The sequence below is a fragment of the Paenibacillus sp. FSL R10-2771 genome (assembly GCF_038000205.1).
GTDB classification, from domain to species: Bacteria; Bacillota; Bacilli; order Paenibacillales; family Paenibacillaceae; genus Paenibacillus_AQ; species Paenibacillus_AQ phytohabitans.
Map to the genome: position 1 here is coordinate 5,865,050 of NZ_JBBOBM010000001.1, position 25,686 is coordinate 5,890,735.

At 46.5% G+C, this 25,686-nt stretch carries 49 protein-coding genes; 3 read left to right on the plus strand and 46 right to left on the minus strand.

Going from position 1 to position 25,686, the window contains the following annotated elements:
* Positions 1-105: 105 nt before the first annotated feature.
* The 43 genes from NSU14_RS25095 to NSU14_RS25300 all read right to left on the minus strand — a co-directional run bounded on the left by NSU14_RS25095 (position 106) and on the right by NSU14_RS25300 (position 19,931).
* Complete coding sequence (locus NSU14_RS25095; RefSeq protein WP_340947636.1) at positions 106-513, minus strand: hypothetical protein; 408 nt, start codon at positions 511-513, stop codon at positions 106-108.
* A 91-nt stretch (positions 514-604) separates the two neighbouring features.
* Positions 605-922, minus strand: coding sequence for a hypothetical protein (locus NSU14_RS25100; RefSeq protein WP_340947637.1), 318 nt, complete (start codon positions 920-922; stop codon positions 605-607).
* Between the two features lie 94 nt (positions 923-1,016).
* Complete coding sequence (locus NSU14_RS25105) at positions 1,017-1,235, minus strand: hypothetical protein (protein ID WP_340947638.1); 219 nt, start codon at positions 1,233-1,235, stop codon at positions 1,017-1,019.
* A gap of 978 nt (positions 1,236-2,213) precedes the next feature.
* Positions 2,214-2,558: a hypothetical protein gene (locus tag NSU14_RS25110; RefSeq protein WP_340947639.1), complete on the minus strand. Its 345-nt coding sequence runs from the start codon at positions 2,556-2,558 to the stop codon at positions 2,214-2,216.
* The gene (locus tag NSU14_RS25115; RefSeq protein WP_340947641.1) at positions 2,555-3,166 is read right to left on the minus strand and encodes a deaminase domain-containing protein; all 612 of its coding nucleotides are present in this window, start codon (positions 3,164-3,166) and stop codon (positions 2,555-2,557) included. The genes NSU14_RS25110 and NSU14_RS25115 overlap by 4 nt, the downstream gene beginning before the upstream one ends.
* A 69-nt stretch (positions 3,167-3,235) precedes the next feature.
* Complete coding sequence (locus NSU14_RS25120; RefSeq protein WP_340947642.1) at positions 3,236-3,760, minus strand: sigma factor-like helix-turn-helix DNA-binding protein; 525 nt, start codon at positions 3,758-3,760, stop codon at positions 3,236-3,238.
* Between the two features lie 46 nt (positions 3,761-3,806).
* A complete protein-coding gene (locus tag NSU14_RS25125; RefSeq protein ID WP_340947643.1) occupies positions 3,807-4,043 on the minus strand; it encodes a hypothetical protein in 237 nt (78 codons plus the stop codon).
* Positions 4,040-4,219, minus strand: a complete 180-nt coding sequence (locus tag NSU14_RS25130) for a hypothetical protein (RefSeq protein ID WP_340947644.1) — start codon at positions 4,217-4,219, stop codon at positions 4,040-4,042. The genes NSU14_RS25125 and NSU14_RS25130 overlap by 4 nt, the downstream gene beginning before the upstream one ends.
* 231 nt (positions 4,220-4,450) lie before the next feature.
* Positions 4,451-4,657 carry a hypothetical protein gene (locus NSU14_RS25135; RefSeq protein ID WP_340947645.1) on the minus strand — a complete coding sequence of 69 codons (207 nt, stop codon included), beginning with the start codon at positions 4,655-4,657 and terminating at the stop codon, positions 4,451-4,453.
* On the minus strand, positions 4,658-4,846 hold the full coding sequence (locus NSU14_RS25140) for a hypothetical protein (RefSeq protein ID WP_340947646.1): 189 nt from the start codon (positions 4,844-4,846) through the stop codon (positions 4,658-4,660).
* A gap of 254 nt (positions 4,847-5,100) precedes the next feature.
* On the minus strand, positions 5,101-5,436 hold the full coding sequence (locus tag NSU14_RS25145) for a hypothetical protein (RefSeq protein ID WP_340947647.1): 336 nt from the start codon (positions 5,434-5,436) through the stop codon (positions 5,101-5,103).
* A 27-nt stretch (positions 5,437-5,463) separates the two neighbouring features.
* A complete protein-coding gene (locus NSU14_RS25150; RefSeq protein ID WP_340947648.1) occupies positions 5,464-5,811 on the minus strand; it encodes a hypothetical protein in 348 nt (115 codons plus the stop codon).
* Between the two features lie 36 nt (positions 5,812-5,847).
* Positions 5,848-5,994, minus strand: a complete 147-nt coding sequence (locus NSU14_RS25155; protein ID WP_340947651.1) for a hypothetical protein — start codon at positions 5,992-5,994, stop codon at positions 5,848-5,850.
* Positions 5,995-6,087: 93 nt separating this feature from the next.
* Positions 6,088-6,456 (minus strand): BC1872 family protein, encoded by a 369-nt coding sequence (locus tag NSU14_RS25160; protein WP_340947652.1) that lies wholly within the window; start codon positions 6,454-6,456, stop codon positions 6,088-6,090.
* A 2-nt stretch (positions 6,457-6,458) separates the two neighbouring features.
* A complete protein-coding gene (locus NSU14_RS25165) occupies positions 6,459-6,731 on the minus strand; it encodes a hypothetical protein (RefSeq protein ID WP_340947654.1) in 273 nt (90 codons plus the stop codon).
* On the minus strand, positions 6,728-7,006 hold the full coding sequence (locus NSU14_RS25170) for a hypothetical protein (protein WP_340947656.1): 279 nt from the start codon (positions 7,004-7,006) through the stop codon (positions 6,728-6,730). Before NSU14_RS25170 ends, NSU14_RS25165 begins: the two co-directional genes overlap by 4 nt.
* Positions 7,007-7,009: 3 nt before the next feature.
* A complete protein-coding gene (locus tag NSU14_RS25175) occupies positions 7,010-7,261 on the minus strand; it encodes a hypothetical protein (protein WP_340947657.1) in 252 nt (83 codons plus the stop codon).
* Positions 7,258-7,725, minus strand: a complete 468-nt coding sequence (locus NSU14_RS25180) for a hypothetical protein (RefSeq protein WP_340947658.1) — start codon at positions 7,723-7,725, stop codon at positions 7,258-7,260. Before NSU14_RS25180 ends, NSU14_RS25175 begins: the two co-directional genes overlap by 4 nt.
* Positions 7,722-7,970 (minus strand): hypothetical protein, encoded by a 249-nt coding sequence (locus NSU14_RS25185; protein WP_340947660.1) that lies wholly within the window; start codon positions 7,968-7,970, stop codon positions 7,722-7,724. The genes NSU14_RS25180 and NSU14_RS25185 overlap by 4 nt, the downstream gene beginning before the upstream one ends.
* A gap of 267 nt (positions 7,971-8,237) precedes the next feature.
* A complete protein-coding gene (locus tag NSU14_RS25190; protein ID WP_076242905.1) occupies positions 8,238-8,465 on the minus strand; it encodes a hypothetical protein in 228 nt (75 codons plus the stop codon).
* A gap of 110 nt (positions 8,466-8,575) precedes the next feature.
* On the minus strand, positions 8,576-8,752 hold the full coding sequence (locus NSU14_RS25195) for a hypothetical protein (RefSeq protein WP_340947662.1): 177 nt from the start codon (positions 8,750-8,752) through the stop codon (positions 8,576-8,578).
* Complete coding sequence (locus NSU14_RS25200; protein WP_340947663.1) at positions 8,749-9,468, minus strand: hypothetical protein; 720 nt, start codon at positions 9,466-9,468, stop codon at positions 8,749-8,751. The genes NSU14_RS25195 and NSU14_RS25200 overlap by 4 nt, the downstream gene beginning before the upstream one ends.
* Positions 9,461-9,730, minus strand: a complete 270-nt coding sequence (locus NSU14_RS25205; protein ID WP_340947665.1) for a hypothetical protein — start codon at positions 9,728-9,730, stop codon at positions 9,461-9,463. Before NSU14_RS25205 ends, NSU14_RS25200 begins: the two co-directional genes overlap by 8 nt.
* Positions 9,727-10,164, minus strand: a complete 438-nt coding sequence (locus NSU14_RS25210; RefSeq protein WP_340947667.1) for an ASCH domain-containing protein — start codon at positions 10,162-10,164, stop codon at positions 9,727-9,729. The genes NSU14_RS25205 and NSU14_RS25210 overlap by 4 nt, the downstream gene beginning before the upstream one ends.
* A gap of 256 nt (positions 10,165-10,420) precedes the next feature.
* Positions 10,421-11,050, minus strand: coding sequence for a hypothetical protein (locus NSU14_RS25215; RefSeq protein WP_340947669.1), 630 nt, complete (start codon positions 11,048-11,050; stop codon positions 10,421-10,423).
* A gap of 33 nt (positions 11,051-11,083) precedes the next feature.
* On the minus strand, positions 11,084-11,212 hold the full coding sequence (locus tag NSU14_RS25220) for a hypothetical protein (protein WP_340947670.1): 129 nt from the start codon (positions 11,210-11,212) through the stop codon (positions 11,084-11,086).
* A gap of 34 nt (positions 11,213-11,246) precedes the next feature.
* Positions 11,247-12,068: a hypothetical protein gene (locus NSU14_RS25225; protein ID WP_340947671.1), complete on the minus strand. Its 822-nt coding sequence runs from the start codon at positions 12,066-12,068 to the stop codon at positions 11,247-11,249.
* Positions 12,069-12,087: 19 nt separating this feature from the next.
* On the minus strand, positions 12,088-12,270 hold the full coding sequence (locus tag NSU14_RS25230; protein WP_340947673.1) for a hypothetical protein: 183 nt from the start codon (positions 12,268-12,270) through the stop codon (positions 12,088-12,090).
* 31 nt (positions 12,271-12,301) lie between these two features.
* Complete coding sequence (locus NSU14_RS25235) at positions 12,302-12,970, minus strand: HNH endonuclease (RefSeq protein WP_340947674.1); 669 nt, start codon at positions 12,968-12,970, stop codon at positions 12,302-12,304.
* Between the two features lie 23 nt (positions 12,971-12,993).
* Positions 12,994-13,191: a hypothetical protein gene (locus tag NSU14_RS25240; RefSeq protein WP_340947676.1), complete on the minus strand. Its 198-nt coding sequence runs from the start codon at positions 13,189-13,191 to the stop codon at positions 12,994-12,996.
* 346 nt (positions 13,192-13,537) lie between these two features.
* Complete coding sequence (locus NSU14_RS25245; RefSeq protein ID WP_340947677.1) at positions 13,538-14,245, minus strand: hypothetical protein; 708 nt, start codon at positions 14,243-14,245, stop codon at positions 13,538-13,540.
* A 2-nt stretch (positions 14,246-14,247) separates the two neighbouring features.
* Positions 14,248-14,661, minus strand: a complete 414-nt coding sequence (locus NSU14_RS25250) for a replication terminator protein (protein ID WP_340947679.1) — start codon at positions 14,659-14,661, stop codon at positions 14,248-14,250.
* 95 nt (positions 14,662-14,756) lie between these two features.
* On the minus strand, positions 14,757-15,314 hold the full coding sequence (locus NSU14_RS25255) for a Holliday junction resolvase RecU (protein WP_340947680.1): 558 nt from the start codon (positions 15,312-15,314) through the stop codon (positions 14,757-14,759).
* Between the two features lie 237 nt (positions 15,315-15,551).
* Positions 15,552-16,493 (minus strand): DnaD domain-containing protein, encoded by a 942-nt coding sequence (locus tag NSU14_RS25260; RefSeq protein ID WP_340947681.1) that lies wholly within the window; start codon positions 16,491-16,493, stop codon positions 15,552-15,554.
* 71 nt (positions 16,494-16,564) lie between these two features.
* Positions 16,565-16,930, minus strand: a complete 366-nt coding sequence (locus NSU14_RS25265; protein ID WP_340947682.1) for a hypothetical protein — start codon at positions 16,928-16,930, stop codon at positions 16,565-16,567.
* A 1-nt stretch (position 16,931) separates the two neighbouring features.
* Positions 16,932-17,324 carry a hypothetical protein gene (locus NSU14_RS25270; RefSeq protein ID WP_340947683.1) on the minus strand — a complete coding sequence of 131 codons (393 nt, stop codon included), beginning with the start codon at positions 17,322-17,324 and terminating at the stop codon, positions 16,932-16,934.
* Positions 17,314-17,826, minus strand: a complete 513-nt coding sequence (locus NSU14_RS25275; protein ID WP_340947684.1) for a hypothetical protein — start codon at positions 17,824-17,826, stop codon at positions 17,314-17,316. The genes NSU14_RS25270 and NSU14_RS25275 overlap by 11 nt, the downstream gene beginning before the upstream one ends.
* Positions 17,810-18,043 (minus strand): hypothetical protein, encoded by a 234-nt coding sequence (locus tag NSU14_RS25280; protein WP_340947685.1) that lies wholly within the window; start codon positions 18,041-18,043, stop codon positions 17,810-17,812. Before NSU14_RS25280 ends, NSU14_RS25275 begins: the two co-directional genes overlap by 17 nt.
* Positions 18,040-18,309, minus strand: coding sequence for a hypothetical protein (locus NSU14_RS25285; protein WP_340947686.1), 270 nt, complete (start codon positions 18,307-18,309; stop codon positions 18,040-18,042). The genes NSU14_RS25280 and NSU14_RS25285 overlap by 4 nt, the downstream gene beginning before the upstream one ends.
* 11 nt (positions 18,310-18,320) lie before the next feature.
* Complete coding sequence (locus NSU14_RS25290; protein ID WP_340947687.1) at positions 18,321-19,094, minus strand: phage antirepressor KilAC domain-containing protein; 774 nt, start codon at positions 19,092-19,094, stop codon at positions 18,321-18,323.
* Positions 19,075-19,248, minus strand: coding sequence for a hypothetical protein (locus tag NSU14_RS25295; RefSeq protein WP_340947689.1), 174 nt, complete (start codon positions 19,246-19,248; stop codon positions 19,075-19,077). Before NSU14_RS25295 ends, NSU14_RS25290 begins: the two co-directional genes overlap by 20 nt.
* Before the next feature lie 241 nt (positions 19,249-19,489).
* Entirely contained in the window at positions 19,490-19,702 is a 213-nt protein-coding gene (locus tag NSU14_RS36045; RefSeq protein WP_445670062.1) for a helix-turn-helix domain-containing protein, read from the minus strand.
* A complete protein-coding gene (locus tag NSU14_RS25300; protein ID WP_340947691.1) occupies positions 19,680-19,931 on the minus strand; it encodes a helix-turn-helix transcriptional regulator in 252 nt (83 codons plus the stop codon). The genes NSU14_RS36045 and NSU14_RS25300 overlap by 23 nt, the downstream gene beginning before the upstream one ends.
* 152 nt (positions 19,932-20,083) lie before the next feature.
* Here NSU14_RS25300 and NSU14_RS25305 point away from each other — a divergent pair, with 152 nt between their 5' ends.
* From NSU14_RS25305 to NSU14_RS25315, 3 genes are all read left to right on the plus strand, one after another.
* Positions 20,084-20,407 carry a helix-turn-helix transcriptional regulator gene (locus NSU14_RS25305; protein ID WP_340947692.1) on the plus strand — a complete coding sequence of 108 codons (324 nt, stop codon included), beginning with the start codon at positions 20,084-20,086 and terminating at the stop codon, positions 20,405-20,407.
* Between the two features lie 11 nt (positions 20,408-20,418).
* On the plus strand, positions 20,419-20,886 hold the full coding sequence (locus tag NSU14_RS25310; RefSeq protein WP_340947693.1) for an ImmA/IrrE family metallo-endopeptidase: 468 nt from the start codon (positions 20,419-20,421) through the stop codon (positions 20,884-20,886).
* 71 nt (positions 20,887-20,957) lie between these two features.
* The gene (locus tag NSU14_RS25315) at positions 20,958-22,145 is read left to right on the plus strand and encodes a tyrosine-type recombinase/integrase (protein WP_340947694.1); all 1,188 of its coding nucleotides are present in this window, start codon (positions 20,958-20,960) and stop codon (positions 22,143-22,145) included.
* 60 nt (positions 22,146-22,205) lie between these two features.
* On the opposite strand, the gene NSU14_RS25320 is transcribed toward NSU14_RS25315, so the two are convergent.
* Genes NSU14_RS25320 through NSU14_RS25330 form a run of 3 tightly spaced genes read right to left on the minus strand, consistent with a single transcriptional unit; the run spans position 22,206 to position 25,398 of the window.
* Positions 22,206-22,967, minus strand: coding sequence for a type II secretion system F family protein (locus NSU14_RS25320; protein WP_445670063.1), 762 nt, complete (start codon positions 22,965-22,967; stop codon positions 22,206-22,208).
* A 5-nt stretch (positions 22,968-22,972) separates the two neighbouring features.
* The gene (locus NSU14_RS25325) at positions 22,973-24,244 is read right to left on the minus strand and encodes a CpaF family protein (protein WP_340947695.1); all 1,272 of its coding nucleotides are present in this window, start codon (positions 24,242-24,244) and stop codon (positions 22,973-22,975) included.
* Positions 24,241-25,398 (minus strand): hypothetical protein, encoded by a 1,158-nt coding sequence (locus tag NSU14_RS25330; protein WP_340947697.1) that lies wholly within the window; start codon positions 25,396-25,398, stop codon positions 24,241-24,243. Before NSU14_RS25330 ends, NSU14_RS25325 begins: the two co-directional genes overlap by 4 nt.
* Between the last annotated feature and the right edge of the window lie 288 nt (positions 25,399-25,686).

A 25,686-nucleotide genomic window follows, 5' to 3' on the forward strand; every position in this document is an offset into this window, starting at 1 on the left:
CCCTTCGACATCATATTTCGACACAAAGGAAGTTATTTCCTGCTTACCCATGTACCTTACTTCGCCGTCACCTCATGGGCTTTTGGGGTTTAGATTATGGGATTGTTACCTGCATACCACTTGGGTCTCACGAAGCCACACTTCTGCGGTGCCGACCTTTACTTTAACGTCACCAATACCTTCATCAACTTCGGTGATCTTCGCTTCAACAAGGACGCGATCACCCACTTGGTATTCTGGGTTCTCTTTTCTTTCTGGATCTCCGCCCAAAAATATCATTTGGCCTTCGAATGGCAATGGTTTACCCAAGCCGATGTGAGGCCCTATCTTTTCCATCACTTCTCGTAACTGAAGTCGGGTATACCCTTCTTCGTCTGTCTTAGCCGCGAATGGCCCGATCATGTTTTGACCTGTACGTTCCAAATAATATTGCTCGACTTCCTCATGACGTTTCTGAAGAATGTTCATCCCGACCTCGGTAAGCCTGACCTTTACGTATTGGTTGAAGTTCATGCGGAAGTCCACAGCGACCACCCTTTCATTACGTTTCATTTGGGCATAGAAAAAGCCACCCTATGAGAGAGTGGCTACTACGACTTTCTTATTAAATATGTTTATTAATTTCCGAGAGAATTTTATCAAGGTAATAACTATCTTTCCAATTAGCGCTATCAACCTCATCTAGTTCAGATTTCTTTTGATCCAATGCCGATTTTGCTGGTTCAAGATGAGCTTTCTGAAATGCCTCAAACTCATCCGTTTTCCCCGCTAACCTCGCACTAACTGTACTCAAAATTTGATACCGTGTATTAAGCTTGTTCATTTCTTCATTCAACAAATCGGATTTCTTTTCAGCAGCCTCAATTTTTTCAGTGAGTTCTTTCGACCACTTTTTCAACTCTTCAACATCATATTGTGCCATATAGCACCTCCCACCACCATAATTCGGCGTATGGAAGATAAATCCTGCATTTGGTCTGAGCAAAGGAGTAGATAAAAAGCCGCCTAATGGCGACTCAAATATCTAACATGATTTCAAGAGGTCCTTCTGCATCCCTTGTGCGTATGGTTACACAATTATCTTCTGTTATATCTAAGATATCTTCTTCTGTTAAGTCCAGCATCTTATTCCATTCAAGAAACACAATACTTTCTTCTTTAATAAAAAACTGTAAGCCTAGTAAATGGCACAAGTTTAATTCCATCTGCTCTGTACCATGTCCTATTTCCGTCAACAACAGTTTTTTTGGGTAAAAGTTCCTTCAATTTTTGGACTTTGCTCATTAAAATCGCCTCCCGCCAACTAATTCAACAAAAGGCGGCATATTCCTTTTTTTGTTGAGTTCAATCAACCGTGAGCTTATGCGGCATAAAATGATATATTCACAATTGGTAATAGATGATATAATTTCCATGGTGCCAAAAAGCATGCGTTTTGCTGCAGCCGGAAAGAGGCTCCTTTTGACGCGTTTTGAGATTCTTAGTTTGGCCCTCGGTGTCGTTGGCATCGTTGTAGAAGTCATCAAATTCTTTAAGAAATAGTCTTTACTTACAATTAGCTTTAAGGGTGCATTGCGCAAGGTATTTAGCCGAAGTGTTGCCTGTATGGCCGTGGGTATCTTTATCTTTTAACCACGCACCCGTCTCTAGTGTGTTTAAAAGAGTTAGCTTCATAGGCTGAATTTTGCATTCGCATTAAAGTATTATGCCTTGGCATAGACAACAACTTTATATTTTCCGCAAAAAGAAAAAGACCTGGAGGTGCAACTCCAGGTCTTTCCCTGTTTTGGTCAGCGTTCTGTTTTTAACTGCATATGTGTGACGTGCGCTAAAACAAATTCGACCTATTGACACTTTTTCATTGGCACATTACCAAAGACCTCTAATAACAAAGGTAACCTTGATAGCATGACAAAGTCCTCCTAGTTCGCTGACCGATTCCTCAATACCGTCTCTGATTTTGAGGCAACTAATTAACGCAAGATCTTAGTGGCAAATACATATTAACAGACATTCACAACAATTTCCATATGATAATTATGGCGTGTGCCCCATCTTCATCCCGTTGTCTGCGCTTCGCGCTTACCACCCATAAGAGTGTCAGTCAGTTTTATACGCAATTAACTATAAGAGTATAACCATTTATAGGTTCCTCCTATATATAGGTGGCACACGTAAGACAATAAAAGCCGCCTGATTTAGGCGGCTTTTATTTAAACCATCTGAAGAGATTTACCTTCTTCGCTGGTACCCAAAAAAATCTCTTTTCTCTCCAATACTTTTAAGTCTTCAGAATTGAACTCCTTATATATGGTTTGAGTCGCAACTTGTAAATCATGCTGCAATTCAAATTGACCATCAAACATTTCTTCATTTTTAACCAAGTTCAGTAGGGTGGAATAAATAATAAATTCGCACGCTCGACTCATGTCAATTATCTCTTCATAATCGTCAATTATTCTCTCCGATGAAGAGCGAACACTGGCCTTATCTTCCGAGTTATATTCTTTAAATAAGGTTCTGACAGCCGAACCTAACGCATTTAAGCTCAACTTCATAATACTGTTTGCCCCTTTCTCAATCGGTTAATTTTCGAAGGTTTTATTTCATAATACACGTTAAGAATTGCATTGACATTATATTTTTTCATTTCTTCGATAAATTGCTCCATTACACCTAAACAGCTTTCACAAGGATGGAATTTTGTATACATATCAATAACCAATACGCCATTAGAACTTTGATAGGTATTATTAAAAATCATTTCTAAGAATTTTGCCTCTGTATCAACTTTTCGATCCCAAACTTCATCAGCAATGCCTTGACTATTTAGTACAAGAGTTTTAAATCTTGTAGGTTCTTGTAGTTGAACAAAATCGAGATATTTTAACAAAATATGGTTTGAAAGGTTAACTCGACTATGAGCATATAAATGTTTATAGCTCAATTCTAAATTATCATATTGTCTTTTACTTAAAATAAATTCTTCTTCTGTACAAGATGCATAACGTGTAACAGCATTATTTTTCTTTAAAAACAAAGCAAAAGTCTCTTCGTCAATCATGTGTTGATCTCTTAAAGTCGAGACAAGCTTAGTCCTAGTATCAGCCATTTTTTTCAGCGTTAAACCTTCTTCAGTATTATCACAATGATCTATTCTTAGCAATGAGACACTCCCCTTATTTCATTTGGATTATAATACCTTATTTTTCAAAAAAATAATATATAAAAAAACCTATTCCCAAAGGAATAGGCTAGTACTCAATTCTTTTGATATTTTCTCTTGCGCTCTTACTACATAAGTCTCAACAGTACCTTTCGAAATATTCAGTAGATTAGCAATTTCATTTAGCGAAAAACATTCACCATGAGCTAATACATAACATTCCCGCTCTCTAATAGTCAATCTAGATAGTGCATCTTCAATTTGGAATCTTTCCCAATCACTCAAATTGCTAGGACTACCTGCATTACTTTTCTGAACAAAAGCCTGCATTTTTAGTGGATCCATTAGTTTTTCTCGTTGATATGCCGCCCGCCGCTCAATTCCGCGTTTGTTACCCGGTCGCCGGCCGGTGTTCAACCACTCAATCACAAACTCGCAATCTGATTTCATTCCGGAGATTACCTTTTTATCATCAGCATCAGCCTTTCTGTATGCCCGTTCAGCGCCCTTTAAGGAGAGTTGATAGTTCAATGCGGTTGCTGGGCCTAAGTCCGTAACGTGCTGCTCTGGCGTGGTGTTCTGTGCTGTTTTCATCCTCATTCTCCTCTGTGGTATAATTGTGGAGGATAAAAGTTGCTGCTTATTGCCCTGATGTTGATTCAGGGCTTTTTTTGGTGTCTTCAGGGACATGAATGCTTTCTACGGAAAATCCAAAGACCCGCATATTGGTGCTCATAAATAGTCTCATTGCTGGAGTCTTGTAACGGACCCAATTATCTCCGAACTTCAAAACCTCGGCCACGCTACCTCCGTGGAGATTAAAATGCCTGTGTCCAGCTTTCAGCGCATCTCGTGCTTGATAGGCATACCATGTCATTCAATCGTCCCCCTGATTACAAATGGTCTCTCGGCTGCTTTACCTGTAGGTGGCGGACATCTTAAATCCAATTCAGCACGTTCTTCCGTTGTTAGCTGCGATTTCTTGATGACTCCCTGCCCACCGCCGGCTTCCTCATTGGCTTTATTCGTCATTCCATATTTCCATTTACCCACCTGTTATAGCCTCCTGTTGATTCTAGTTGAGTTTCCAAACTTCGCGGGCAATCTCCATCGGGTCTCGGACCTTTTGGTATCCCGGGCCAGTCAGGGCCACTTTTCCGCGGGGATTTACTTTGACCAACTTCGGGAAACCCTTTCGGCGATCCTGGCGGCTGCTGTAGACGACTCCGTCCTGCGATACACTGAATCCTGGATAGTTGGGTATGGGTTTAAGTGGAGGGATCATTAGGATTCCACCTCACTCTGATCAATTATCTTTCCTCCCAAAAAGAAAGGTTCCGCTTGCCATCGATATGTTCTACCCAGATTCATCCACTGCCATTTGCCTTTGTCTCCTATTGGTACCGAGTAATGCAGATAATCATCCTCGATCTTGTTAAGTTTTCTTATATTGCCATCGCTGCATTTGTAAATAGCTCCTACCTCTAACATTTAACTTCCCTCCTCGGTGTCTGGCTGTACTGGTGGTGTGGGGTCAAAGGTGCCGGCCTCTGTTGAATTTAGTAATGCCATCAACGCTGCGTGCCGTCCACGATCAAAGCTTGTTGTGAAATGTACCGGTATATCCGACAATTCCTTTTTGATCCATTCTTTCTGCTTATCTGCGTCTATCAGTTTCATGGTCTGTCTTCCTCCCCTGGTAGGTTGATCAAAGGTCATTCCAAAAATGAGACCCCTGAACTTTCCCGCATTTTGTACATACCTCATATACTCTGGTGCCATTGAGATCAACAAATTTAGCCTTTTTGATGTGCAACTGATAGTCGTGTTTGCAAAATATCTGTTTGATCCAATTGATCATAGGTTTGTTGTTCCTTTCTTTATGGGGAGCCAGATGGCTATTAAACCTTACCCCGGCCCCCGCTGCGCTGGGATTATTCTGCCGGACGATGGCCTTCGGCCTGATGCAAAACTTCTCGTGTGATAAACTCATTCACTCTATCCCGTTCCGTTTTTTCTATGACAACGTGGTCATACATATCGGCCGCGAAGAATTGGATAGTTTCATTTGTAAATTCACTGACCATTTCGTTAAATTCTTCGGGGCTGGCATATGCACTCTCCCACATTTCATTTTCAGCCCAATCCGTTACATCTTCCGTTTTAATCGTAAACTGTTTGACCTTGCTAGTTTCAACCTGTAGTAGCCTCTGTTCGCAGCATTTGCAATGCGATCTTTGTGTGACGTAGTTAACGGTTATTTCGCTCATCCTCTTCTCCCCCTTATACCTAATGGTTTAGCCCCAATGGCCGTGGCGTTTCAAAATATCAGCTACTTGCTCCGCATACGGTTCATCCACGTTGATGACCAGATATGCGTTAACCCCGCGCTTTCCGTCCCGTTTTCGACTCAATTCAATTTTGTTGCAAAGGTGATTGAAATCCGCCTTTTCCTTGTCATTGAGGTATCTCACGGCGTCCTCATGCTTAAACACGCCGCAGTATTTATTTGACATGCCTTCCATCCATGAGTATTGAACAGCTTCGTTTACGTATCCGCATGCCCCACATGTTGCAAACCGTCCATCATAGAGAGCCTGTGTCTCTTTTTCGCAAGCAGCACATTTAATCAATACTTTTTCCATCTGTTATCTTCTCCCTTTGGGGTCTATGCCCCTCATTTATGGAATCGCGTTAAAATCCTCAGCCTCAGATAACTCCCCATCGCATACCGGACAATTATTCAAATCATCAACCGTTTTATCATCCGGTATTGCTTTGCTTTGAGTTAATTCATCCCATTTGCAGTGATCGCAGTATTTAATCATCCGCGGTCTCAGCCCCCTTATAAGTTAATTGCCGACCTGTGTCGGCCTCCGCTACGCTGAGCTGATTCAGTCGATATGGAGACCTGACGGCCGTTAAAGTTTCAATACCATCAATAGTGCCACCTTGCTGATTGCTTCTGGCGCCGTTGCTGCAAATACATCGATTTCTTTTTGTCTAAAGTCCCATTCTGCTCGCGCTAGATATTTTAAATTATCCGGCGCAGATGAAGACTGCGGTATTATTGCAATCTTTAACTCGTCTGCTACTTCCCATGCTGCGGATATGTCCTTTGATGGATTGAAGATGAACACTTCCTTGCAACTTTTCGGACTCCACCAGTATCCTTGCTCTCCAGCATATTTAGGCGCTATCCACACATACTCCATTACAATTTCAGCTACCAGAGCGCTGAGCTGCGATCCGGAGGTTAGTGCCAGTATCTCTTCCCTTGTGAGTGTCATTACTAAGATTCCTCCAGTGGCTCATTAAGCCAGTTCATTATGCGGTCATACATTGGCTGCGTTTCCCCGTAACCAGAATTAAATACTTTCTTTCCCGGATCGAACTGAATTGAGAAACACATCCCATCCCGCATATCCCAGTGTGGCCGGATGTATTTGATATATTTGCTATGATCGAAGCCAGAATGTCCCCAACGGTGATTCTTCCATATCTCCTGCATGACTGCTTTATATTGATCCAGTGTTAGAGCTAGTTCAGGCGTTTCTGGTGTCATTGGTTATCTCCTTCCTCGCTGCCCGTATTTTCATCGAAACACTTGCGCATTGCTTCGTCCAAATCACCTAAACTCCCGTTACGCCAAACCTTTTCAATCAACTCCAATTTGTCGAGAATTTCGTGATAAGTTCCGGATTTTTCAACAAAGAAGTTACACGGGCCTACCGTTAATGCTCCTGTGGGGTCCTTTTCAATCCATTGGCGGCTTGCTTCCTGCATGACATAGCCAAACTGAAACGTATTTGCTGCGATAAAGCGTTGAACTTGATCCATGATCTATTCGCCCTCCTTGGGTGCTGGGGTATCCCATTCCCATTCCATTTGTCCGTCATATTGCTTACTGTAATTCCGTTGCGTCCATCCGAAGTCCGGCCATAAGGCTGCTGCAACTTGTTCTATGCGGTCCCAGTTCCGTACAGTGCGCCAGCCCCGGTCTTGGTGGTAATACTCCACATCTGCAATTCTGTGACCGCTACCGTCAATCTGGTAGTTGCTGGCGCGATACTTCCGGCCGTCAATCTCTATCATGGTTGTGCTGGGGTATCTGGGTATAGGGATAACACCTGTTCTAAATACCATACTGCGTGTGGAATTCGGTTATCTGTGTTGCACCAGGTCAATGATAGGTGCGCGGATTGTATCGCCTCTTTCAGCCGTTGTTCCCGGGCCTCCGCCTCTCCTAGTGCTGTACGTAACTCTGCAATCTCTTGGGCTTTGTGACCAATCATGTTATAGGCTTTGTCCCGGTTAATCTCCGCTGCGTCTGCACGTTCTTCCGATGCTGTCAGTTCATTGTTGAGATCGCCCAGCAATTTGCTAAGTCTCAGGGCTTCTCTGCCGCGGCCTGAAGCGATCTCCTGGAGTGTCTTGGCTTCTTGGAGCCAGTGCAAACCTATACTTAGAACGTGCTTTTCATTTTCATCTGCTGCTGTTCTTTGGCAGAGCTGTAAGAGTGCTTCATCCTTTTGCCAGTCCCTCGGTGTTTGTGTCATTGGGCTTCCTCCCCAACTTCCAAATGCCCCTTGATTTCGGCAAACTGTTCAGGCGTAAAGCCAAGATCAATCCGCGCTCTCAATTCCGCCATGAATGCTTGACTTTGCTCAATTGGGAACATGTCATTGTACTCATTGGCTGAGTCCAGCAGAAACAGCAACTCATCAAGGGTCATGATTAGTGTTTCGCCCCTCTTAATCTCACCAGTCTCAAAATTCAATTCCAATTCTTCGTTTTCCATCATGTGTACCCTCCCTTAGTGGGAGAGGAGGGCTGTATACCCTCTCTGTCCCTGTGTCTTCGTACTATTCATCAGCATCTACCCAAGCGTCATAGTCTGCTGCGGGGATGCTTTTAAGTGCGCAAACAAGCCTATAGACTTCATACTGATGTTCCAGCTCTAATTCAGCTAAGCAGACACCGCAAACGTCAGATTCAAAACCGAGGCTATAACCGCAACGTTCGCAACTACCATTCACCGTCTCCACTTCCTTTAGCTGCACAATATGCTTCAGTAGTATGCCTTGCGCCCGGTCACCCGTTCATAATAAGCCCCTATTACCCGTTCTACTCCCGGAGGTACAGATTCTATACTTTGGGCATCCATTACCCGTGCAATAGCGCCTAACTCTATCTGCCCATGCTGATAGTTCTTACGCTCAGCAGCATTGTTCGCTGTCCGAATCATCTTTTTCAGACTGGCGAGAAACTTCGCTTCACCCGGATCTCCTGCTTCCATACCTTTAACTCCTTCCTGTGCAGTTTGCGTCAACTACGAATTAATACTTTGTAGCGTGATATATGCCGCCTCTGCCCTCTCTCGGGGGCAAATTGTTGTCTGTACCTGTGTCATGGCTGCGCACCCTCCTCTGGCTGCCACTCCGTTTGAACAAAGATGCCGGACACATAGGTTTTGATTTGATAGGCATTCAGCACACCGAGGATAGCATGCCGCTGGACCTGATCCTTGATCATCACGCGCTTGCCGGCCTTAAGCTTTTTCAGAATTGTAAGCAATTGGTTCATGCCTTGTCGCTCCCTTCCCGGTACAGCCTGCCGCAATTGATACAGACTGTTGTATTTGTTACAAGATTATTGTTAACGGTCTGCACGTTAGGATTAGAGCAGCATGCATCCTCCATATTTCCTATAGCCATCGCATATTCAGGGCTGGGATTCTCCAATGCCCATCTATAAATGATTTGTAAGGCTTCTGCCTGCCCCTTACCTCCGCCGGGATCTCGCCACGACATTAACTCTGTTGCCCTACTGACAACGGGGACCAAACTTCCCAGCCGTCTGTTCTCGGCTTCTATTCGGGATATGGTCTGTTGTGCCTCTGCCATCTCTTGACGCAATGCGTTTCTTTCTTCAGCCACATGACTCAATGCAGTGTTGACCATCTCTGATGCTTCTGCAGCGTATTTGTAGTTCTTTTGTGCCTCTGCTAACTCGTCATACCATTTCATGCCGGTTCGTTCTGACACTCGCAGGCCTGTTTCCAAATCTCCGATACGGTGTTGTGCCTCTTCTAAAGCAGTTGATAAGCGCTCGACCTCGGTCCATGCGGCGTCATATCCGATCGTAAGCAGGTTAAATGTGGTCATCATGTCATCTGTGATGTACTCTTCTGTTTCATAATCTCCGCCTTCATCACGCCACAGTTCGTCAATTCGTTCATCCAACTCCGTTATTGCTTCTTCCGGTAGGCGCGATACTTTAACTGATATTTGGTTAGTCATCGTCCGTGTCATCCTCCTCGTTATACAAATCGTCCGGGTGCAGGCGGCTGCTGCGTATATCCTCCAGCATGCAGTGAATGGTTGCGTGCTCCGATAACATGCCGGCGCGCCCGGAGTATTTGAGCCGGTTTAGATCGCTCCCGCCCCCGCGCCGGGGCTGTGTGCCGCGCCCCTCAATCCTCCGGAGCTTCCTGCGAAGGTACTCACGCCGCTTATCCATCCCCAGCAAGAGTAATTCAATGGTTTCTTCAGCCGTCCTCACCCTGTTTCCCCTTCCCAGTTCCATAGACTGAGCTTTCCCTTAGCCGGAACCGGCTCCGGCAACTGCTTTACGTTTGCCAGCTCCCAGGCAAAACGTCCGGGGGTGAAGTCCCCAAAATCGTATTCCGGCGAATATACTAGTTCTCCGTTTTCAAGGATGTATCCGTCTGTCCATGTCTCAGCGGATCGAATGCAGTCTTTGAGAGTAACCGTACCTATTACAGAGCCAGTGGGCAGCATGCTTATGCTTAAAATGCCGTTCCTGACTAATGCCGCTTTTATTTCAGGTTCGAGGCAGGCATCACGGTCCACCTGCTTGCCTGCATGGATCGCCAGTTCACCGCGATACTTTGTCTGCCAACCCCGGGTCTCAAACCGTTTTTCACCGAGCATTATCAGCGTTGCCCAAGGCTGTTTTATGGTTATAGCCTTCATGACTCATCCTCGCTTTCATATTTCCCGCATGCCTGCCAGCGGACCCGATGGTCGGTTGATCGTCCGTGAGTATTCGCCCGTAGGCCACACTTATAATAGGTTTTTGCGTACTTCCAAGCCTCTAAATGCTGGCAAGTCTTGCAGATTGCATCTACAGGACCCTCTCCATGGACACCAACCATTGGATTTATAGGTGGTTCTGGTAGGGGATCGGGCTCAGGTTCGGGCGGGAAGAACTCCAGTTGCTCAGTCACGCCTATTCCGCCTCTCTTGGTTTCAAATATCCCAGATCCACGGCTACCTGCCGGATGGCCTCTTCCGGATAACCCCAGTGCGGGCAATATAGGCCGCCGTATCCGTTGTTGTGGTTGGCGTCTTCATCCCCGAAGATATAATCCCGGAAATCGTTTATCAGCCCCCACATAGTGCCACCGTTGCTGAAGCGATGTTTCTGCTCATTGGTTTTGCCTTCAGCTCCCGGCACAAGAATCATAGGCATGTCGGAATAATGATCTGTGTACCAGAGCCTCCCGCCAGCCCAGTGAAATTCTGAATATCGATTCTCTTTATCGTGATATAGAAACTTGCGTCCGCGGCTGCCGATCTCACGAATCAGCCGGTTTGCCGTTTCAATCCGTTTCTCAAGCCATGGCAAGCCTGGCGGCAGGACCTCTCCTGGCCTTGGCTGAGACTGCCCTATCTTCCGGCAGCGAATCATCTTGAGAAATTCAATATAAGTCGTATCGGGCCAAGGATCTGAGTATTCAAGATACTCGGCATATTTCACTTTCCCTGCAGTTAACCCGCTCCGGATAACAGAATACGACTCATATTCGCCTGCTTCCCCCGGGTAAGTGACCTCATATACATTCAAGGCTATGCTCATTGCTTATCAGCTCCTTTATAGGGGAGAGAGTGGTTAACCCTCTGGATACATTTCGTTTGCTTCCAGGTGATCGGTGCACTCTTCGTCAGTCAATCCGGCAAGCACATGCTCCTCATAGCCATAAACTTCGCGCAGGATCTCCCGGCTGCTCTTTTCATTCATCACTTATCTCTCCTTATGGGCCTATGCCCTTAATTTAAAAGCTGCAGCCTGCTTTGTCCTCCACCGGCTTCGCCCCGAGAATCTTTCGCGCAGCCGCCCAGAAGGTCGCCGCCGGAGTCTTTTCGTCCGCCTGGATACCGAGCTGCTGCATGGCCGCAAATTTCGGTTCCATCTCCCGCAGAAACATCGGCTTGTTGTTGACTCGCAAGATGCTGTACCCTATCACTTCTTCAGCGTGCTTTGCTTTGGCCCAGACGTCCGGCCGCCGGCAGTAGACTACATACCAGTGCTGCTGCCCCGCCCGCAGGCAACCCGCGCAGTTCGCGTGCTTCCAAACCTCGTAAGTCTCTGGGGGATCAATGCCTATGTCCCGGGTGCTTCCGATTAGGTTCGGCCACTCCGCCAGCGGGAAACAGGTCCGGTACCCCTTATCCTGCAAGATGCTTCGGCGGCGCTCCACGCGGGCAGTCTCTCCAGCCTCGAATCCGTAATAGATTGTCACGTCCTCCCGGCAGCTCCCCGGAGTAGCTGGGAAGGTGTCGGCCAACCACTTATGAAATGGTGCGGTCTTTATCCGGTTGGTGCAGAGTGGATGCACGCCGACTTTGAATGCCTTGGCCTCCATGCAAACGTCAAATTGGTCTTTCTGGTCCCAACCGGCCATATTGGCGTATGTGATGGGGATGCAGAGATAATCAGCGACCTCTGTCTTGAATCGCTTGATGTCCCAGTGCTCGACCCAAGGGTTTATATCATGGTTGATCAGGATTACATTCTCAGGCCCGTATCTGGCGACAACCTCGACTGCCACGATACCAGATGTCTCCCCGCCGCTGTAGCAGACGATATGCTGCATGTCTGTTCCCTCCCTGGGGCTAAATATTTTGTAGCAGCTGCAGCAACGTTGCCGCCAGCTCTGCAAGCTCTACGGCTATCCAGACCAGCACAACTGCTATTGATATCTCGCCGATGATCTGAGGCAGTGTCTTGTCTGCTTCCCGGCGGGCTGTGCCGATGATCCGCCCGTTATCATCCCTTAATTTAATGACCGTCCTCATTTACGCCCATCTCCGTTGTTATAAGATTTTTCTAATCCTCAAATCGGTCATGCGGGTGAAAAGCTCCCTGCGCAGCGTAGCCATTAAGAGCATCCGTGAAGAGTCCGGTAAATATCTGCAGATCATTCGGCGGCAGCATTTCAATCAGGCGGATCTCATTTGCCTTTAACCCCCGGCCGGCTGCCGTTGATATCAGATCCACAACCGGTGCAAGCTTCTGACGCTGCTCTGCTCGCTCCCGTTCCGCCCGTTCAATGCCGGCCAGCTTCTGGCGGTGTTCTTCCCAGTCCTGTTCGTCATACCAGAAGTAATCTCCGTACAGAATGCGATATTCTTCGATGATTTCATTTTTCAGTTCATCATCGCCTTCAATCTGGATGTGGCAATTCCCGCAGACTCTGTAAGCATTGGTTAAAACTCCTTTCCCAGCCCGGCCGCGCCCGTAAACATGGTGGGTTGTTTGACACGGAGCCTTCTTGCAATATTGGCAAATGCCTTTAGAGCGTTCTGTCGCTTCCTTTACAACAGCAGGGGGGAACTCTTTTCGTTGAGTATAACTTTTGCCTGATTTGTGATTTTCGAGAATCTTCTGCTTATGCTCGGGCACGGGTTCCTTATCTTTACGGCCCCGCCCCAGGCCGCTAGACTTCTTTTCCTTTGGTTGTTTCACTGGTTTCCAAAATGTCTGATGTGGTGGCATGGCTTCCACCTCCTGATGTCGGTTTAATATTTAGGCTTGATTTTGAAATTGACTAAGGCATATCTTCTTCCGGTCCGCCGGCTTATTTCCTCTGCTGCCTGCCGTCTATAAATGATCTGAGCTCCTTGATCATGAATCACGGCATAGAGCTCGTTTAGGGTGGCTAATCTCCAGCTGAAATCCTTCATGTTGTCGTCACCGGCCTTTGCCGTTTTAACCATCGGTCTTCATAATGTGTAGTCTTTTTCAGCTCTAATTGTTCAGGCTGTCTATGATAAAAGGGTACGTACCTGTAATCGTCCTTAATTTCAATTCGATATATAAAAGCTACGGGATACTCGCGTTCCTGCACTGGGGCTCCCAGCGCGGCGCAGCGTCTTCGAGTTAGGATGATTCCATCCATCGGGGGCTCACCATACCACCGCCCAGTTAATGCGCCCGGCGCGTCCGGTATAAAGCAGGCAGCTCCGGTATCCATCATTTCATATTTGGTGTATCTCCCTTTTTGGTCGGGCATGATAATCTCCCCTTTAAGGGTGGGGCAGCCGTAGCCGCCCCGGTATGATATTAGGCGATGATTACAAAGTCACCGGCAGCAATTTCATCCTTCAATTCTTTTTCCAAGTAAGCTTTGATTGTGTCCATGGCTTCAACCTTCCAAGCTCCGCCGTCCGCTTCGATAAGGGCTGCAGTTGGGCCGCTCCGCATCCGGAAGACGAAGAGTGACTGCGGTTGCTGCACTTCAACGAATGTACGATACGGCAGCAACGTGACCGGATTAGGAACAGTTACCGTTGCTACAGTCGCAACGCCCGTTTTTGCCGTGATCTGCTGGGCGACTCCGTCATCACCGGTATTCTGGACATTTTCCTCTTTGATATTACCAACAACCTTCAGCAGAGAAGCACGGACTTCAGAAGGCACGAAGAGAGACTGCAGCATGATGTTGAAGGTCTCCACATCCATAAAGCTGTCAAAGCGGATGGAAGGCAGCAGTGCGTCAGCAACAGCGAAAGTGGACCGAACGGAATCGTCATTGAATGTACTGAACGCCGAAACTTTGGTCGGGCTTTCAACGTGAATCATAAGTTTTCCCGGAGCATCGTACTGAGATTTGAGGTATTCCACAAATCCTGAAAGGCTGCGGATTGACAGCGGCGAAGGAGTTGGATGCTTCAGCAGCGTCAATGAGTGATTGGAATATTGCTGTCCATGGATTTCAAGAGTCTTCTGACTTGCCAGTCCGGCGATGTACTGCAGCGCTTCTTTAATCATAATTATTTAGCCTCCTGTGATTTACGTTGTAGGTATGAAACATTGCTTTCTGATTCCGAACCTGCGACTTTCTGTCCCAATTCATCTGCGAGATCGCCGTCATTATCAATCATCATTTGATTCTTCATTCCGGAAACCAGTTCTGCAGCTACCGTGGATCCGTCTTTTTCGACTCCGAAAATTATTTTGGTAGCAATGCCGTGTGCCGGCGCCAATGTGGTTTTTACATCTGCGGACACAAGGGCAATTTCCCTTTCCTCGTCCGGCTTCAGTGTGATTGTAACCACTACCTTGCGGGCCTTCTTCCAGTCGGTATTCGGGTCCTGGACGTTCTCAGCTACCTTCTGCAGCTCAATGTTAATCCGCTCCCCTACCGCTCCACCTGCTAATGTACTGAGATTGATATTTGTCTTCATGCTGTCTGACCTCCGTATGGTTGTTTTTGGTTTTATAGGCACACCAGTTCGATTTATGAGTGCGGCGGTGCGCGGTCCCGGGTCATATCCGGCCCCTACGCTTTAGCCAAAAACCAAAGTTTGTCAACTGCAGCCAGATAATCTACTGGAACGCGACCGTTCCGAATCTCGTAACCCTCAATCTCAAAATCATCAATCGAAATGCTCTTACGTCCGCCTGGACGCTGTGATGCCTGCTTGAATACTCTTAAGGCGGGAAAAGGCAGGAGATACATTTTCCGATTGCGTACAAAGCTCACAAGTATAAAGGCGATTGACCCATGGTTATACGATTTTTCCAGGTGCTCATACTGGTGACGTTCAATCCTATTGAGGTCCAGCCGTGTAAGGTCCGCTACTTCCTTTGCCTCAAAATCTATCCGGCGGTCCCGGTAAACTCCGTCATAATCCACCGTGGATTTTTTATCGTATACCGCCAAAGTGATATATTGCCCTTTACGCTCCAGTACCTTTACCGGAGTAGGACGCTTATTGATGACAGCCCTATTCATGGCATCGTACATTTCATTACTGAGGTCAATATGACTCTCAAAAATCATCCCCCTATTCGCGTGACTGATGGGGCCCTGCTTCTTTCTTGTTCTTACGCCCATGTAATACCACCCTTCCCGCAGATCATGCTTCCTGCAGCAGTTTCCGTTTGTTGTATTTCCAAAATGGAGTTTTGTGCCGAATCCGTATGAAGGTTTCACGTTCACTCTGCAGCAGCTTACCAGCATAGTAAGCAGTTTGCTCATACCAGATTTCATTCCAGCAGTCCCTGCAAACGGGCACTGTCGCCCAATGAGTGGATGCCGGCTTACAGCAACTAGGGACTGAGCACTGATTTCTCATCTGTCATACCCCTCCCCTCTATCCCGTTCTTCTTGGCGGCGCCTCTCCTCTGCTTCTTTCTTGGCCTGAAGATCCGCCATTAGCTTTTTCTGTAAAGCGATATCTTCAGGGGTGGGCCCATCTGTCGAAGGCTTGACGATTTCAATGTGCGGCTTGCCACTGTAGCCCCTGTGATTCCTGTTGTTGGTTTGCTCCGGTGGTTTATCCTTGGTCCACGGTTCGTCAATGCCCTCTGCCTTCCAGCGCTTGAGGATGCCCTGCACGTAACCTAAATTTCGTTTCCCGGCTAATACAGCCTTTTTCATTGCTTCACAGAGCCAGCGCTCAGTGTAATCCTTGATAAAATCTTCGAGTTGATCTTTGATCACATCACTGATGGTCCCGAATCCTTCATTTTCAAACATCCTGAACGCATCAGAGATCGGGGGAAGAGGACCACCACCATAAAGGTAATCATCTTCATCGGTTCCGGGCGAAGCCTCGGAGCCGGGTTCAGTTCCTTTCTGTTCTGTTCCGTTCCCTTCAGTTAAGTTCTCTTCAGTTAAGTTCAGTTCAGTTCTATTCAGTTCAGAGGGAATTACCGGGTGATTCCCGGAACTTCCCGGAAAGTCGGGAAACTTAGAACGAGTCCGCTTGTGTAAACCCTGTTGGTGTTTCTCAAATTGTTGAATCTGAACAACTCGCTCGCCGTCCGCTTCATACCAAAGAATAAGGCCCTGTGCCTGTAAACGCTGGAGCGAAGTGCTCACATCTTCCTTTGTACAATCAAGCATTGGTACCACCAAATGCCTAACCTTACCAGGTGATCCAGCCATCCGGCCGAAGTCATCCGTATGTGGAATCATCCAAGTGAATAGCAGCATGTCAAAAATACTAGGCAACTCATTAACTTTCTCAGAAATTGAAATCACCTTTGAAATCATTCGTTTCTCAGCCATCGTCAACGCTTCCTTTACTTTCCTTGATGTTCTGACGATTTCCGGGAAATTCCGGGAGAATCCTAAAGTTTCTATGCATTGAATTCACTACTTCCCATAGCTTCAGATAAGCACTTGAAATTACAACACAATCCCCAAAATCCATATTTGACCGCCGGCTGCCCGTGTTCGATCCTCTTATGACACTTCGGATTGATGCAGTTCTCTACAGGTTTGCATGAATGGGTACGCGGTTTAAGATTATTCGGTTTTCTTTCCATTGATTTTGGATCCAGTTCAGCGAGCTTCTGCTTTAATCTGAAAATTTCTCTATCAATCCGCGTAGAAGCCTGACTATGAACAATGATTTCATTATCCTGTTGAGAATATAAATCTCTCAGCTTGCGCCGGATTTCATTCCGTTCCACTATTCGTAGAGTTGAGTCAGATTTATTCATACTAATCTCCACCTCCTAAAGTGTGCAGATCCACTCGAACCCGCAGCCGGAGCTCATAGAGCGTTTCGGCAATCGATTTGAATTCGTTATTCCAGAACGATTTAAGCCCCTTCGCCTGCGCTTCAGCCATGCGAAGATCAATAATTGCCAACTCTGCTTGATTTGCTTTGTCTCCGGGTTTAGCTGCATCCTTAGCTTTTGCATACGTAATTTTTCGAAAGGCATAAACTTTAGCGTAATTGGCATCCATCTGAGCAGATACACGCCCCGCCAATGTATGAGCCTTGGTCAAAACCTTAATCTTCTCTTGGATAGCTCCAGGTGCATCCTCGTCAAATAACTCAGCCTGCGCCTGGAACGCCTTGACGTCCTGAATGTACTTCTCAAGATCCATGATCTTGTTTCGCTGCGCCGGCTGCCAGCATCAGGCCATAGCAGTTATAACCGCAGCACACCGCATTTTTATTGCCATCCCTCACCCGTAAAGCTCTTTTCCCTGCGGGGATAATACTGCTGCAGCCTTTACAAATTTGAGGGGCCAATAGTGGAATCCGATTCGGTTCCTCCATCTTGAGTAGGAGTTTAAGCTGCTTGTAACGGTGGCGTTCCGGGGTCATTTGGAAATACCCCATCCCTGCAACATGATGGATAAAGAGGTAGTCGATTTTATCCCGAATCTTTACCAGCACATCCTCATGTTCTAATACAAGCCGTTCCTCCCTTGTGAGATCCAACTTATCTCGGAGCACCGTTTGATTGTGTTCGTGCCTCATTTTGTAGATCACTGCCCAAAGCAGATTATCCCTATGACACTGGGTAACTAACTCTTCTCCAGTCTCATACTCCCGATACGGTATATTAATAAGCGCATCTTCGGTGTTAAGAGACATATTCATTGCGCATGCCTCCAAACTGTGTTAAACTGTCTGTAATTGAATTTGTTATGTTCGTGTGCAGTCCATCGGGGTAGGAGCCGGTGGGCTGTTTTTCATTTATGCGGGATGCTGTGCGTACATACTGCCGGCGGTAATGCTCGCGTAATTGAGGAGTTATTTCTTTCTCTATCAGCTTCTGCAAATTCCCGCATACTCTTACGCGGTCTTTTCTATTCATGCTTCTCCCTCCAATCTCGTAGGTTCCACGCCTATGATCTCGCTCAGCTGCTGCTGCCCAAATGAGGTCAAGAATACAATTGCCTGCGAATCTCCGAATTCATCGTTCCCCTGTAACCAGGTTCCCAGCATGTTCTGTCTGAAACTGATTGGCAATTCCCTCCGGATCTCCTCGCCCGTTGCCGGGTCATTTACCAGAATCGTGATCTTATCAGCCCAGATGGGTTTATCTCCTTGTGAAGCATTTGGTACGACTTGAAGTCCCAATGTAATCCCTCCTATGATTCGAATCCCATAAATTTATTGATAAAATACCCAATCCCCTTGCCGGTGATCTTCGGTGTCCGTGTTACCTTCATTCCTTCACTTGCACTCCCGCGCTGCCCGATCTTGATTTCCATAATCTGCAGCTCCATTGAGCGTTGAGTCGGCATGTTGTATTCTGAGCCGGATTTGATTAGGTAGCCTTGCTGCCGGAGCTCTCGAAACAGCCTTATCTCTCCGATATCAATTCCGTTCTGTCGGAGTAGCTTTGCCAAATCTCCAATCAGTACAGAGTTCTTGGATACTTCCAGAGCCTCTGCGAACACGACCTTGGGCCGATCCTCGTCAATCTTGGCCTCTAATGCCTTCCGGGCCGCCCGTTCCTCCTTAAGCTTCGTAGCCGCCTGAATAAGCAGATCCGGATTATCTAATAGTTCGTCAGCAGCATACATGCCTGTTTTGCGTATGGCCGGCAACACTGAATGTGTGATCCATCGTTTAAAGCTTTTTGCTTCAGGCTTCCGACTTAACATGATTAGTGAATAAAGACCAAATTCATTTACAGCCCCTACTTCTTGAGGGCCGCCAAGGGTGTCCACTACTACCGACCCCCTTTCATCTTCATCCAGCCGGGTCAATGCATCCCGATGCTTGTTAATTCCAAGTACGGAACATACATCTTTGGCAACCCACCATGGGACGTCCGACTTCATAATTACTCGAACATTGTTTCCCGCGAAATTGAATTCTTGTAGTTGATTCATGTTGTCACTTCCCTTCCGGGTCATTCTTGCGGAATTTTCTCTGTTGCAGTCTTTGATACATCGTTGCCCAACGCACCCACTTAGTGTCGCCGAGCTCTCTAGCATATCCGCTGCTAAATTCAATATCAGCCCGTTTCTTCTCGGCAGCACTCATTAATGCAGCTTTAGATATTTTCATTCGGCACCGAAAATTCCAAATCATTTATAATCCGGATCATTTCCGGGTTATCCATATGCTGCCGGCGCGATCGGTCGATGAAGTCTTGTAGCTGCTCTGGTGTGCATCCGCGGTCAATACAGTTTTTCAACACAGTTTCGAAGTTGGGGTACCTCTTCTTTTTCATGGCATTGTCCCTTTCAGACGATTTATAGATAAGGTGTGTATAAATTTTTACTATCCGGCAAAGATGAAGAGGTAATTATTTGGATGAGAGCCTTGTATCTTCTTCTCTCTTCTGTATCCAAGATATCAATACCTCAGTTCGGACACGGCGGGTATTCCCAACCTTGTAACTATCAAGTCCCTCTTTTAGACACCACTTTCGAGCCGTCTTTTGACAAATGCCTTGGCTTTCAGCGAGTTGCTTTATTGTAAGAGACAAACCATAATCATCGAGCGATTTCAAGTTCACTCACCTTCCCTTCGCCATTTTGTCTATTTAAATTAGACTCAATGTCAAAAAAAATACTTTCAAAGTCTTGTTCTACAATTCTGGAGAATTGTTTTGCAGTACCGACACTCATTTCATCGGGTTTCCTCTCCCATTTCATGTAAGTTTGAACATGAACACCAAGTATCTCAGCTATTTCACGCTGAGTCTTACCAGAAAACAGCCTGGCTTGTTTAACTGTGAGTTTCATCTGACTCCCTCCCTTCGGTGCCGATACATGAATATTAGTCTATTTAAAATAGACTGTCAACAATAAAATCTAATTTATTTTGACTCTCATATTGATTTTTTTCACCATTCCGTTTATACTTCTACTTAAAATAGAGTTCTGGAGTGATAACATTGGGCATTAGCGATAATATCAAAATACTGCGTGAGCGTTACGGATTGACTCAACAAGAATTAGCAGAAATTGCAGAGGTGACCAATAAGGCCGTGTCAGCTTGGGAAAGTGGTATATCCGAACCTCGTATGGGAGCAATTGAAAAAATAGCTAAGAAGTTTAATTTAAAAAAAAGCAATATCATTGAAGACAATGGAATGGTTATCTCTGATGGAGAATTACCTTACACTATCGCTGCTCATTTTGATGGAGATGATTACACTGAAGAAGAACTGCAAGAAATTTTGAAATATGCAAAATACATAAAATCAAAACGTAAATAAGGGTGAGGCCATTGTTCGAGGAATTACTAATCGAGGCAGAACTAGCAGAGATTGAGGTCACAAGCCACTCTTTTAAAAATCCTAAATTAAAAGGCCTGTATATTGACGGAGTCATTACCCTAAACACTTCATCTATTCAGACAATTGTTGAAAAACAGTGCATACTTGCAGAAGAAATCGGACACCATCATCGATCATTTGGAATTATATTGGATCAAAAGAGTATCGTTCACATTAAACAAGAACTTTTAGGAAAGAAATGGGCATACCAAAGATTGGTTCCACTTAATGCATTCGTTAGTGCATTCAAGGCTGGAATTAGAAACCGTTTTGAATTTGCGGAATATATAGGTGTTACCGAGCATTTTTTGGACAAGGCAGTGACTTTTTATTTAGAACGATATGGTCTTTCTCACAGGTTTAACCATGATTACATAATTTGTTTTGATCCTCTAGGAGTGATTATGATGTTCGAGTAGGCATCTAATGCTATTACTCGGGCTTTATATACAATAAAAATCGAACATACATTCTCAAAGAGGTGATTTTATTGGCAAGAAGATATCCTAAAGTACGCTCGAGGAATGGGCTGCATACGTATCGTTATGATATAACGGATCCCCAAACGGGTGAACGAATCCAAAAAGAGACACCAAGTTATCCAACTGCGAGAGAAGCATATCATGCAGGGCTAAAAATTGAAGATGAAATAAGAAATGGCACTTACATTGAAGAAAGTAAAATCACAGTTTCCGAATGGAGTGAAAAATTCTTAGTACTATACGCCTCTACAGGAAAGGTTAAAAACCGGACTGTGGATATTAGAAGTGATTCTCTCAAGATCATTAACAAAAAAATTGGAGGGCTCTTAGTTTTTGAAGTAACTTTGCTAATATATCAGACTATGCTCAATGAACTGAAAGCAAAAGGCTATTCTAAAAACTCGCTAAATGTCATTCATGCTGCAGGTTGCCTTATGTTTCGAAAAGCAGTATCTTTGAAAGTCATTAAGAATGATCCAACTAAAGAAGCAGAAATCCCCGCATTTCAGGAAACAGTTGAAGATATTGAGAATAATTCTGAATTACCTCAATACTTGGAGAAAGAACAATTGGCGTTGCTATTACGCACAGCCAAAGAATCTGGGTCCGTCCAGGGGTTTAACGCCCTATTTTTGTTGGCTTATACCGGCATGCGGATTGGTGAATTGTGTGCTCTAAAAATATCAGACATAGATGAAATCAATAAAAAAATTTCTGTCACTAAAACTTTGTATCAGAGGCACGGAATTATTTCATTTGAATTAAACACTCCAAAATCAAAATCCTCAATACGTAAAATTGACGTATCCGAAACAGTTATAAAGGTTTTGAGGAATCAAGAAATCTGGAGAAATAAATTTAAGATGTCTCGAAGAGATGAGTACTACAAAGAAGCAGAATTTATATTTGTAAATGAACTCTTATTGCCAGGCTGGCCAGCTGCCACTCGAACATTCGATGCTTTTATGAAAGAAATGTTAGAAGCAGCCGGATTGCCCACAACCCTTACACCACATTCTTTACGTCATACTTACACCAGCTTAATGGCGGAGGCAGGCGTTGAACTTCCAGCAATCAAAAAATTACTTGGTCATAAAAAAGACGGAGTAACAGAGGCTGTTTATTTGCACGTAACCGAATCTAAAAAACGCGCCGCAGTTGAAAAATTAGATCAACTTATGGATGGTTTGTTATAGTTGTGGGTAGATTGTGGGTAGATGACCTCGAAAACACTGTCATATCAACGTTTTCCCCTCTCAAATATACATCGGCTGCATATAGTCTCCCGCTGTCAGGCTCATGAACATCACCATCATCAGCGGAGAGACGAGTAAGGCCTTGGCCTCAAATTTCTTCTGGGCAATACTGACCGCAATATCCTGCTGAATATCCAGCTTCTCTCCAATAATTGTAGAAGTGCGGCGCACGATCTCCACGAGATCCCCGCCCGTCCGCTTGCAGACCATGAATACATCTGCAAAACGTTCCACATCCTCCATGCCTGCCCTTTTGCTGAAATCATACAGCGCCTCTTCTACCGGCTCCCCGTACTCCATGCGGGTACAGATAATATTCAGCTCAGCGATCATGTTACCGCTTCCCTCAGGGTCAAGCATCCGTAGATCAAGCACCGCCTCGCGAAATGCATTCTCTACCGACCGTCCGGCAGATAGCGATGAAGAGAGCGAGAATAGCATCTGCTTGAACTGCAGATTAAGCGCTGAGCGCCGGCGCTGGAGCAGATATTTGCGCAGCAGGCGGGGGCCGGCTGCACTGCCCGGCACAAGCAGCACAGAGAGAAGCAGATGATGATAGAACAGGTAACCAAGGCCAAATAACAGTATACCCCCTGTCAGAATGACCAGAATTCGTTGCATGGCGTTCAATTCGTACCGGGTATAATCCGGAAGCACTGCTTGCTCGCCCGCAGCAGATCCGCCAGGCGGCTGAATCGGCTTTATTCCTTTCGCGAATATCCTTCTATCCGCTTTGGGTACACTCTGGCTTCTGTTCTTCAAGGCATTCAGGACACAACCTCCTCTGGCTTCCTTCTGGCTGCGCTGAAGCGCAGCAATGAATAATCACTGATTCCGGCCATTCGCAGTTTGTTTGTATACAGCAGCGGATTGCCGCAGGCGGCAAGGCCGCCCAGTACCCGGCCATCCCTTTCCCCGGTTTCCCGAAATTCATATAACGGATTCAGCTCAACCTCTCCGCTGCGCAGACCCGCAACTTCACAAATCTCCATGACTCTGCGTGAACGGTCCCGCAGCCGTGAGAGATGTACGAATATATCAATCGCTGACCCGATCTGCTGACGGACTACAGCTACCGGCAGCTCCGCGGCACTGAGAACCATAGTTTCCAGACGGCTGACCATATCATGCGCACTGTTGGAGTGGCCTGTTGATAAACTTCCGTCATGGCCGGTATTCATCGCCTGCAGCATATCCAGGCACTCTGCTCCACGCACCTCACCAACAACAATACGGTTCGGCCGCATCCGCAGTGAAGTGCGGATCAGATCGCGGATGGTAATCTCACCCCTTCCTTCCGTGTTGGCATTTCTGGTCTCCAGCGAGACCAGATTCGGGACCGTGACAATCTGCAGCTCCGCAGAATCCTCTACCGTAATCACACGCTCCTGCGGCGGTATGAACTGCGACAGGGCATTCAGAAAGGTAGTCTTTCCCGAGCCTGTCCCCCCGCTGATGAAGATGTTGTACTTGGCCGCTACCAGAATCTGCAGCAGCTCTGCGGCTTCCTGACTGAGCGCTTCACGCTTCACCAGTTCGCCCATGGTCATAGGCGTCTCAGGGAACTTGCGGATAGTCATTGCCGGGCCCCTTAGCGCAGCAGGCGGCAGCACGATATTGACGCGCGAACCGTCCTGCAGCCGGGCATCTACAATTGGTGAAGACTCATTCACCACCCGGTTAACGCCTGAGACTACAGTCTGGATAATATCCTCCAGCCGGCTTCTGGATTCAAAAGCCAGCGGCAGTCTGCGGATCATCCCGTCCTCCTCCACAAAGATCTCCTCATGGCTGTTAATCATAATCTCGGTAATGGCCGGATTATCTATCAGCGGCTGCAGGATATCCAGCCCCCGGAAGGAGTCGAACAGCTTCTTCACCAGCTCATGCTTCTCCTTGGCCGTCAAAAATTGCAAATTATCCCGTCCTAGAATAATCCGTTCAATAAAAGCGGCAAGCTCATGGTTTCCTATGGCCGAAGTAACGTCCAGCCCTGCCCGGATGTCGCTGCGCAGTGCTCTGAACATTTCTTCATTCATGCAGAACTCCCGGTAAATACGCCTGGCAATGCCGGTTCAATAATGCTTCTGCAGAGCTGCTGTACTCCCGCTATGAATTGGGGTGAGCTCAGGCAGAGCTCTCCGTAATGCTGCATCTCCCAGGAAGGAATATACGGAAGTGTACCCGCCAGCCCGGTTCCGTCATCCGCCGGGTTGTCTTTCACCGCTTCCGTGCAGCAGTTCATCACGAATCTGCTCCTGCCTCTCAGTTCCGGGGGCATGCCGGAATGCGGGCTGTCGAAGTGGGTAAGCCAGCGTTCCGTCTTGTGCCGGCTTACCTGCTCGTTCTTCAGTACCCACAGCAGGAGTCCGCATCTGTGCAATACAGCCTGAGCCCGCTCCTCCTCAATGCTTCCGGTATCCGCAATGATCACATCATAGCTTCCGGACGCAGCCAGCCCTTCTAATATCTCCAGCGTATCCTGCCGTGACATCTGGAGCATTTCCCTGAAATTCTCCACAGGTCTGAATGCATCACAACGCAGGCTATCATGCCTGAACGCATATTCCTTCCATAAGGGCTTCCCCCTCCCTCCCTTGTTGTCTCCCCCAGCCTTGAGTTCGTAGAGCAGGCGTTCAAAGCCCGGAGCATTACCGCCCGGCATCCGCAGATATAATCCGCTGCTGTCCACACTCTCCAGGTTGAGGTAGAACACCGAGAGGCCGAGTGCACCAAGCTGCTTCGCCATATTCAGGGCAAGCGTTGTTTTGCCGCTGCTGCCGCTTGCCGAGACAACCCCCAGCAGCAGTGTTTGCTCCTTGGGAGCAGCAGCAGTCCTGACCCGCTTCAGATCACACAGCTGGAGAACGGACTCCAGCAGCGAGGGAAGCGCCTGGTATTTGGCAATCCTCATTCCTCCTGCCACATTACCGGCATTCGGCAGATCTCCCGCATCACTCAACACTGCCCACGGAACCGTGCTCCTTCCTTCCACCAGCCAGGCTTCAATGAAGGAAGGATCACCGGCAACGGCATCCGGAATCTCGTCTCCCTTCATAAATTCCATAAAAGTGTCCAGCCTGCTGAACGCTGTGATCCTCAGCATTTCCCCATACTCACTATGGTGAAGATAATGCAGCAGCGGTTCAATGTACTCGCTCTCCCGGACTGCAAGTACAATTCTTGCCGTCATGAAATCACTCTCCTCTCAGAATATTGGCAAAAATGGCAGCAAAAAAAGCACCGCCAATAACCGTGGGATACGGTCATTGAACGGTGCTTCCGTTACTGTTCCTTTAATTTACAGCTATAGTAGCATATATATAAGAGCTCAGCAATATCTTTTTTACCAATATCCGAGTGAACCTCCCAGAATCCCCCTACCTTACATGTCCTGCAAGGGATATGTGATCATTCTCCGCGTACCTTTATAATACATTCGTACATACATAAGTTAGTCCAGATTAAGAGAGGAGTTTTA